7 protein-coding genes are annotated in these 5,966 nt (G+C 75.0%); 3 read left to right on the forward strand and 4 right to left on the reverse strand.

The window, feature by feature from the left end; all coding sequences use genetic code 11:
- The 3 genes from E1293_RS43545 to E1293_RS43555 form a co-directional block, all read right to left on the reverse strand.
- A partial coding sequence (locus E1293_RS43545; RefSeq protein ID WP_132205472.1) for an SCO1664 family protein occupies positions 1 to 813 on the reverse strand: 813 nt, incomplete at its 3' end.
- A 54-nt stretch (positions 814 to 867) separates the two neighbouring features.
- Positions 868 to 1,416: a DUF3090 domain-containing protein gene (locus E1293_RS43550; RefSeq protein ID WP_132205474.1), complete on the reverse strand. Its 549-nt coding sequence runs from the start codon at positions 1,414 to 1,416 to the stop codon at positions 868 to 870.
- A 10-nt stretch (positions 1,417 to 1,426) separates the two neighbouring features.
- Positions 1,427 to 2,140 (reverse strand): histidine phosphatase family protein, encoded by a 714-nt coding sequence (locus E1293_RS43555; protein WP_132205476.1) that lies wholly within the window; start codon positions 2,138 to 2,140, stop codon positions 1,427 to 1,429.
- 86 nt (positions 2,141 to 2,226) lie between these two features.
- Here E1293_RS43555 and E1293_RS43560 point away from each other — a divergent pair, with 86 nt between their 5' ends.
- Entirely contained in the window at positions 2,227 to 3,198 is a 972-nt protein-coding gene (locus tag E1293_RS43560) for a magnesium and cobalt transport protein CorA (protein WP_132205478.1), read from the forward strand.
- Here the strand turns inward: E1293_RS43560 and E1293_RS43565 are convergent.
- Positions 3,195 to 3,851 (reverse strand): hypothetical protein, encoded by a 657-nt coding sequence (locus tag E1293_RS43565; RefSeq protein ID WP_132205480.1) that lies wholly within the window; start codon positions 3,849 to 3,851, stop codon positions 3,195 to 3,197. The two genes, E1293_RS43560 and E1293_RS43565, sit on opposite strands and share 4 nt — an antisense overlap.
- A 131-nt stretch (positions 3,852 to 3,982) precedes the next feature.
- Between E1293_RS43565 and E1293_RS43570 the strand changes: the two genes are divergently transcribed.
- A complete protein-coding gene (locus E1293_RS43570) occupies positions 3,983 to 4,942 on the forward strand; it encodes an aldo/keto reductase (RefSeq protein WP_132205482.1) in 960 nt (319 codons plus the stop codon).
- Between the two features lie 99 nt (positions 4,943 to 5,041).
- Positions 5,042 to 5,966: helix-hairpin-helix domain-containing protein (locus tag E1293_RS50400; RefSeq protein ID WP_279473358.1), on the forward strand; the 925-nt coding region annotated here is incomplete at its 3' end.

Here is a 5,966-nt window from a genome sequence, read left to right on the forward strand (position 1 = left end):
GGGGATGGCGGGCCAGTCCTCCGGCGGGTACGGGTGGATGCGGTGCTTGAGCATCAGCTCGACGCGGCGGGCGGTGGCCTCGACCTCATCGGCGGTGAGCAGGCCGGCGAGCCGGGCGCCGAGGGCGCCGCCGCGCAGCCCGGCCTCGACCCGGCCGAGCGCTTCGAGGGCCTCCGGGGAGAGGGGCTTGCCGCGCCACTGCCACAGGACGGTGCGCAGCTTGTAGTCGGTGGAGAAGCAGACGCCGTGGTCGCAGCCGTACACGCGGCCGTCGCCCGGCGGCAGCAGGTGGCCGATCTTGCGGTCGGCGTTGTTGACGACTGCGTCGAAGACCGCCATCCGGCGGATCGCGTCATCGTCGGAGCGCGACAGCGCGACCAGGTCGATGTCGGGGTCGGGCTCCACCCACAGCTGCACCATGCCGGGCCCGTAGGGGCCGTCGCGGTGGACGGTGGGCGGGACGGTGCCCCAGCCCATCTCCTTGGAGACCTCGTAGGCGGCGACCTCCCGCTCGGCGAGCGTGCCGTCGGGGAAGTCCCACAGCGGCCGCTCCCCCGCGACCGGCTTGTAGACGCAGTTGGCGGCCAGCCCGTCGTGCTCGACCGAGCAGTACAGGGTGGCGTTGGACGCCTGGACGAGCCTGCCCTCCACCGCGAGGCGCCCGCCCGACAGCAGCCGCTCGGCGGCGGCGACGTCGCGCGGGGACACCGGGCGGCCGCCCTCGTCCCGCCCGGCCGCGCCGTCCCGCCCGGCGGCGCCGCCGCGCCCGGCGGCGTCGCCCGCGGGTGCCCGGTCCCGGGAGGACTGCGTCATGCGCTCATTCTCCCGGCCACGAGGTCCATGATCCAGCACAGCGAGGCGTCATCTTCAGCCGAGGTATCCGTTCTGGCGGGGGCACACGTGCCCCTCGCTGTCGAGGGGCAGGCCGCACAGCGGGCACGGCGGGCGCCCGGACGCGACGACCTTCAGCGCGCGCTCGGCAAACGCGCGGGCCTGCGCGGCGCTGATCCGCACCCGCAGCACCGCGATCGCGGGATCGTCGTCGCCGACCTCGGGCTCCTCCTCGGACTCGGTGACCTCCTGCGCCTCGATCACGACCTGCTCGTCGTCGGGGTCCCAGGCGAGGGCCATCGTGCCGACCCGGAACTCCTCCTCCACCGGCTGGTCGAGGGGCCCGTCGTCCTGCAGCTCCGACGGCGCGACCGCAGGCACCACGGCGTCCCCGCCGGCGCGCCGCAGCACCTCGTCCAGCAGCTCCTCGAGCCGTTCGGCCAGCAGCGTCACCTGGAACTTCTCCAGGCCGACGCTGGTGACGCGGCGGCCCGCGCGCGCCTGCAGATAGAAGGCGCGGTCGCCGGGGCGCCCGACGGCGCCGGCGACGAAACGCTCCGGCGGATCGTAGGAGATGACGGGCATGGCAACGACCCTACGCGCCGCCGCCGACGACCGCGTCATCCGACCCGAGTCCGGCTTTCCCGGCACCGTCCTCCGCCGGTTCCGGCACCAGGGCGGCGACATCGCCGCCGGTGTCGTTGACCCGGACGGCGAACGGCCGCGTTTCGGTGTACCGGATCGCGGTGAGCGACGCGGGGTCGGCCTGGATGCGCTGGAACTGGTCCAGGTGCAGGCCGAGGGCGTCGGCGACGATCGCCTTGATGATGTCGCCGTGGCTGCACACCAGGTAGAGGGCGTCGGAGCCGTGCTCGGCGGCGATCCGCGCGTTCCAGTCGCGGACGGCGGAGACGGCGCGGTGCTGCGCGCCCGCCAGCGACTCGCCGGCCTCGCCGGGGAACCGGACGGCGCTCGGGTGGGTCTGGACGACGCGCCAGAGGGGCTCCTCGGCCAGCTCCTTGAGGGGCCGTCCCGTCCAGTCGCCGTAGCGGACCTCGCCGAACCGCTCGTCGGTCTCGATCTTCGCGACCGGCTCGGCGTGCCCGGCGGCGATCGCCTCGGCGGTCTCGGCGCAGCGTTCGAGGGGGCTGGACACGACCGCGGCGAGCGGGAGGGACGCCAGGCGCGCGGCGAGCGCGGTGACCTGCGCGCGGCCCCGCTCGTCCAGCCGGACGCCGGGCGTCCATCCGGCCAGCACCGGGCCGGTCATCGCGGTCAGGCCGTGCCGGACCAGGAGAAGCGTCGTCACACCGGCCACTCTAGGAGATCTTTCCGGGTGGCCGTCATGCGCGCCCGCCGGTCCGGGCACGCCCGGGATGCGGGACAATGCGACGTGTGATCGTCGACAAGGCCATCTACGCCGGCGGGAAGCGCCACGACATCGACGGCGACATCAGCGACGCCTTCGACGCCGCCCGCGCGGTCGGCGAGTGCTTCCTGTGGATCGGCCTGTTCGAGCCCGACGAGGACGAGTTCGAGCTGGTCAAGGACGAGCTGATGCTGCATCCGCTCGCCTCCGAGGACGCGGTCTCCGCGCACCAGCGGCCCAAGATGGAGCGCTACGGCGACACCCTGTTCGTCGTGCTGAAGACGCTCGCCTACATCGACGAGACCTCCGACATCGAGGTCGGCGAGATCATGGTGTTCCTCGGCCGCGACTTCGTCGTCACCGTCCGGCACGGCGCCGGGAACCCGCTCGGGCCCGTCCGCAAGCGGCTGGAGGACAGCCCGGAGCTGCTCGGGCACGGCGCCACCGCCGTCCTGTACGCGGTGTGCGACGAGGTCGTCGACCGGTACGGGCTCGTCGCGCACGAGGTCGAGGTCGACATCATCGGGCTGGAGCGGGCCGTGTTCGACCCGGCCGCGCCGGAGGTCACCGCGGACATCTACTCCCTCAAGCGGGAGGTGCTGGAGTTCCGCGGCGCCGAGGACCCGCTCGTCCCCGTCCTGCAGGAGATCGTGAAGGGCCGGGTCGCCGAGTGCGGCACCACCCGCGAGTACTTCCGCGACGTCCTGGACCACCTGCTGCGCGTCGACGCGCAGGTCGACGCGCACAACGAGCTGCTCAACAGCGTGCTGACCGCGCATCTGGCGCTGCTCGGCAAGCAGCAGAACGAGGACATGCGCAAGATCTCCGCGTGGGCGGCGATCATCGCGGTGCCGACCGCGATCGCCGGGATCTACGGCATGAACTTCGACCACATGCCGGAGCTGCACTGGTCCTTCGGGTACCCGCTGGTCATCGTCGTGATGGCCGTCGCGTGCGTGCTGCTGTTCCGCCGACTGCGCAAGAGCGGCTGGCTCTAGCCGCCGTCGCCGTCCTCGGGCGGCGTCTCCCGCGCGGACGGTGCCGCGCCGGCCGCCATGGGCGCGGCGAGCAGGACCGCCCACAGGTGCGACTCGGCGCCCGCCGACTCCATGCGCCGCCGCATCCGCTCCACGCCGCCGCGCGTGGGCAGCGCCAGCCACACCAGCAGCGGGTAGCCGAGGACGAACCCGGCGACGAACACGAGCTCGCTGTGCCCGACCATCGCCAGCGGCAGCCCCAGCAGGATCACGCCCTCGGCCAGCGCGAACCGCAGCAGCACCGCCTGCCGGAACATCATCAGCGCCGCCAGCGCCGCCGCCTCGCGCTCGTCCCGCGGCTCCATCGGGCGCGGCGCGCGCGGCCCGGCCAGCAGCGCCAGGAGCGCGGCCGCCGCGAGCGGCGGGTAGAGCCACGCCGGCGCCTCGCCTCCACCGCCCTCCACGATCAGCGGCATGATCGCCAGAATCAGCACGGGCGCGGCCAGCAGGGCCAGCATCATCAGGCGCAGCCGGCCGAGCTCGGTCCCGCCGCGCAGTGACGCGAGGTAGCCGGGGTCGTCGGCGGGCCCCGCGCCGAACACCGGCGCCACGGACGGCCCGCCGCCGCCCTCCGGCGTCTTCGGCGAGTACATCGAGAACGGGGGTGGCGCCATGGCTGCGCACTTTAGCCCGGCGGCGCCCGGCGGCAATAGACCTCACCAGGATCTTTGCGCGCGGCGAGAATCCGGACGTGACGGATGCTCACTTTTCGCGCGGGTCGCGCGGACCGCTACATTGACCGCCTATGAAGGAGCGTCACCTCGGGCGGAGCGGGCTGCTGGTGTCCCGGCTGGGCCTCGGCACCATGACCTGGGGCCAGGACACCGGCCCGGACGAGGCGGCGGCGCAGCTCGTCGCGTTCGCGGAGGCCGGCGGCACCCTGGTCGACACCGCCGACGTGTACAACGGCGGCGACAGCGAGCGGATCCTCGGCGCGCTGCTGCACGAGGTCGTCGACCGCGACGGCCTCGTCATCGCGACCAAGGCCGCGATCAGGCCGAACGGCCGCTACGACGGGTCCCGCCGGCACCTGCTGCGCGCCCTGGACGCCTCCCTCGACCGGATGGACCTCGACCACGTCGACCTGTGGCAGCTGCACGTGTACGACCCGGCGACGCCGCTGGAGGAGACGCTGTCGGCGCTGGACGAGGCGGTCGCGTCCGGCCGGGCCCGCTACGTGGGGGTGTCCAACTACGCCGGCTGGCAGGTGTCCAAGGCGGCGGCCTGGCAGCGCGCCTGGCCGGGCCGCGCGCCGGTCGTGTCCGCGCAGCTGGAGTACTCGCTGCTGCGCCGCGACATCGAGCGCGAGGTCCTGCCCGCCGTGCTGGACGCCGGGGCCGGGCTGCTGCCGTGGTCGCCGCTCGGCCGGGGCGTCCTCACCGGCAAGTACCGCACCGGCATCCCCGCCGGGTCGCGGGCCGCCGCCCCGCACTTCTCCGAGTTCGTCCAGCCCTACCTGGACGAGGAGTGCGCCCGGATCGTGGAGTCGGTGGTGACCGCCGCCGAGGGCCTCGGCCGCTCCCCGCTCGCCGTGGCGCTCGCGTGGGTCCGCGACCGGGCCGGGGTCGCCGCGCCGATCGTCGGCGCGCGGACCGCCGCGCAGCTCGGCGCGATCCTGGAGAGCGAGGACGTCTCGCTGCCGAACGAGATCCGCGCCGCGCTGGACGACGTGTCCGACCTCTCTGACGCTCCGGCCCACCCGTGATGTGCGGCGCACCCGTGATTCGTCCGTGAACCCCGGGGCCGTCCATGGCACGCTCGGGACGGTACACCGCCAACCGTGATCAGCCGCGACGGGAAATCCGTGACCGACACCCCTGACCACTCCCCTGACGACTCCCCGGACGAGGCGCCCTCCCCCGCCGAGCGGGCGGCGCGCGCCGCCGAGGCGATGCGCGCGGCCGAGGCCGCCGCGGGCGCCCTGGACCGGGAGCCCCGCGAGGCCGCGCCGGCGGCGCCGACCGAGCCCGCGCGGTCCCCGCAGGAGGGCCTGCAGATGCTCGCCGAGCTGTTCGGCGAGGCGGGCGTGCCCGCCTCGCTCGCCGCCCGCACCGCCGCGCGGCTCGGGCCGGACGCCGCCGGGCGGCTGCGCGCCGACCCGTGGCGGCTGCTGCGCGTCCCCGGCGTCCAGCCCGCGCAGGCCGACCATTTCGCCCGCGCCCTCCTCGCCCAGGACGCCCGGCCGGACGACCCGCGCCGCGGCGCCGCCCTCGTCCTGCACCTGCTGACCGAGGCGGCCCGCCAGGGCCACACGGTCACGCCCGCCGCCGACGTGCTGTCCGCGCTGGAGCGCGCCCGGTTCCCCGACCCGCGCCGCGCGGTGGAGGCCGCGCTGGACGAGGCCGAGGTCCTGTCGCTGACCGAGGAGCCCGAGTTCGACGAGGAGGCGTTCGACGAGGACGCCGAGCCGCCCGAGCCGGAGGAAACGCTCGGCCCGGCGCGGTGGGCGCTCGCTGAGGAGGCGGCGGCCGAGGGATTCCAGCGGCTCACGCTCACGGCGGCGCCGCTGCTGGACGACGCGGCCCTGAAGGGCCTGCGCGACGGCCTCGCCGAGGACCGGTCCCTCGCGCTCACCGCGGCGCTGCGCACCGGCGTCAGCATCCTGCGCGGGACACCGGACGGCCTCGCGCGCACCGCCCTCGCGATCGCCTCCGCCGCCGCGTCACAAGGCGTCCGGACCGCCCTGGCGACACCCACCGACCGCGCCGCCGCCGACCTCACCCCCGACC

The organism is Actinomadura darangshiensis, from assembly GCF_004349235.1.
Taxonomy (GTDB): domain Bacteria; phylum Actinomycetota; class Actinomycetes; order Streptosporangiales; family Streptosporangiaceae; genus Spirillospora; species Spirillospora darangshiensis.

Coding starts and splice junctions, on each gene's coding strand:
- E1293_RS43550 (WP_132205474.1), bottom strand. CDS start 1,416: ATGCCCGTCATCTCCTACGATCCGCCGGAGCGTTTCGTCGCCGGCGCC.
- E1293_RS43570 (WP_132205482.1), top strand. CDS start 3,983: ATGAAGGAGCGTCACCTCGGGCGGAGCGGGCTGCTGGTGTCCCGGCTG.
- E1293_RS43565 (WP_132205480.1), bottom strand. CDS start 3,851: ATGGCGCCACCCCCGTTCTCGATGTACTCGCCGAAGACGCCGGAGGGC.